This window comes from Roseateles sp. P5_B10, from assembly GCF_056400485.1.
This window is the reverse complement of record NZ_JBFULE010001625.1, coordinates 1-589: the sequence shown is the minus strand read 5'-3', so window position 1 is coordinate 589 and position 589 is coordinate 1. Positions and strand designations below refer to the sequence as shown.

Genomic DNA, 589 nt, shown 5'->3' with positions numbered 1-589 from the left:
GCGATGATCTTCGCACCGGCAGGCGCAAGGCGTTCTTCAGTCACACGCAGCGTCTTGTCTATCACCTTCGGCGACAGCCCCGGCAACAGCGTCGAGACGATGCCGACTTTTTTGACCGCGTAAGGCGCGATCCGCATTGCGCCGCCCGAGGCAGCCTGAACGGCCGCGTCGCGCAGCGTACCGGCGACGCCGAACGGGATCAGCTTGACGGTCGCGATCATCTCGCCTTCGACCACCGGCTTGTAAGCCGCCAGTGTTGCAAAGGTGATTGCTTCATCGACGGCATTGATACGATCGACGATCGCCCGATCGACGACCAGCATACCCGGAGTCCCCGCAAACAGATTGGCGCGGCCCGTGAAGGCGCGCTCGACATTGACGCCCTCGCCCGCCACTGCCTGCGCGATACTGGCGGCAGCGACGTCCTCGGACACATCGCCGTCCTCGAGACGCACGACGACCACGTCCTTGACGCCGGCGCTGGTCAGCGCTGCGACTTCATCGGGACCGATAGTGGTGCCCTTCTTGAGAACGAGCGAGCCCTGACGCAGGGTATGGACGGTCACGCCGCCTAACGCATCTGCCGGGC

General features: G+C 64.7%; 1 protein-coding gene. It reads right to left on the bottom strand.

Annotation, left to right across the window (positions count from 1 at the left end; genetic code table 11):
- Nucleotides 1-566: molybdopterin-binding domain-containing protein (locus tag AC1DU6_RS34965; protein ID WP_477863134.1), on the bottom strand; the 566-nt coding region annotated here is incomplete at its 3' end.
- Nucleotides 567-589 lie beyond the last annotated feature (23 nt).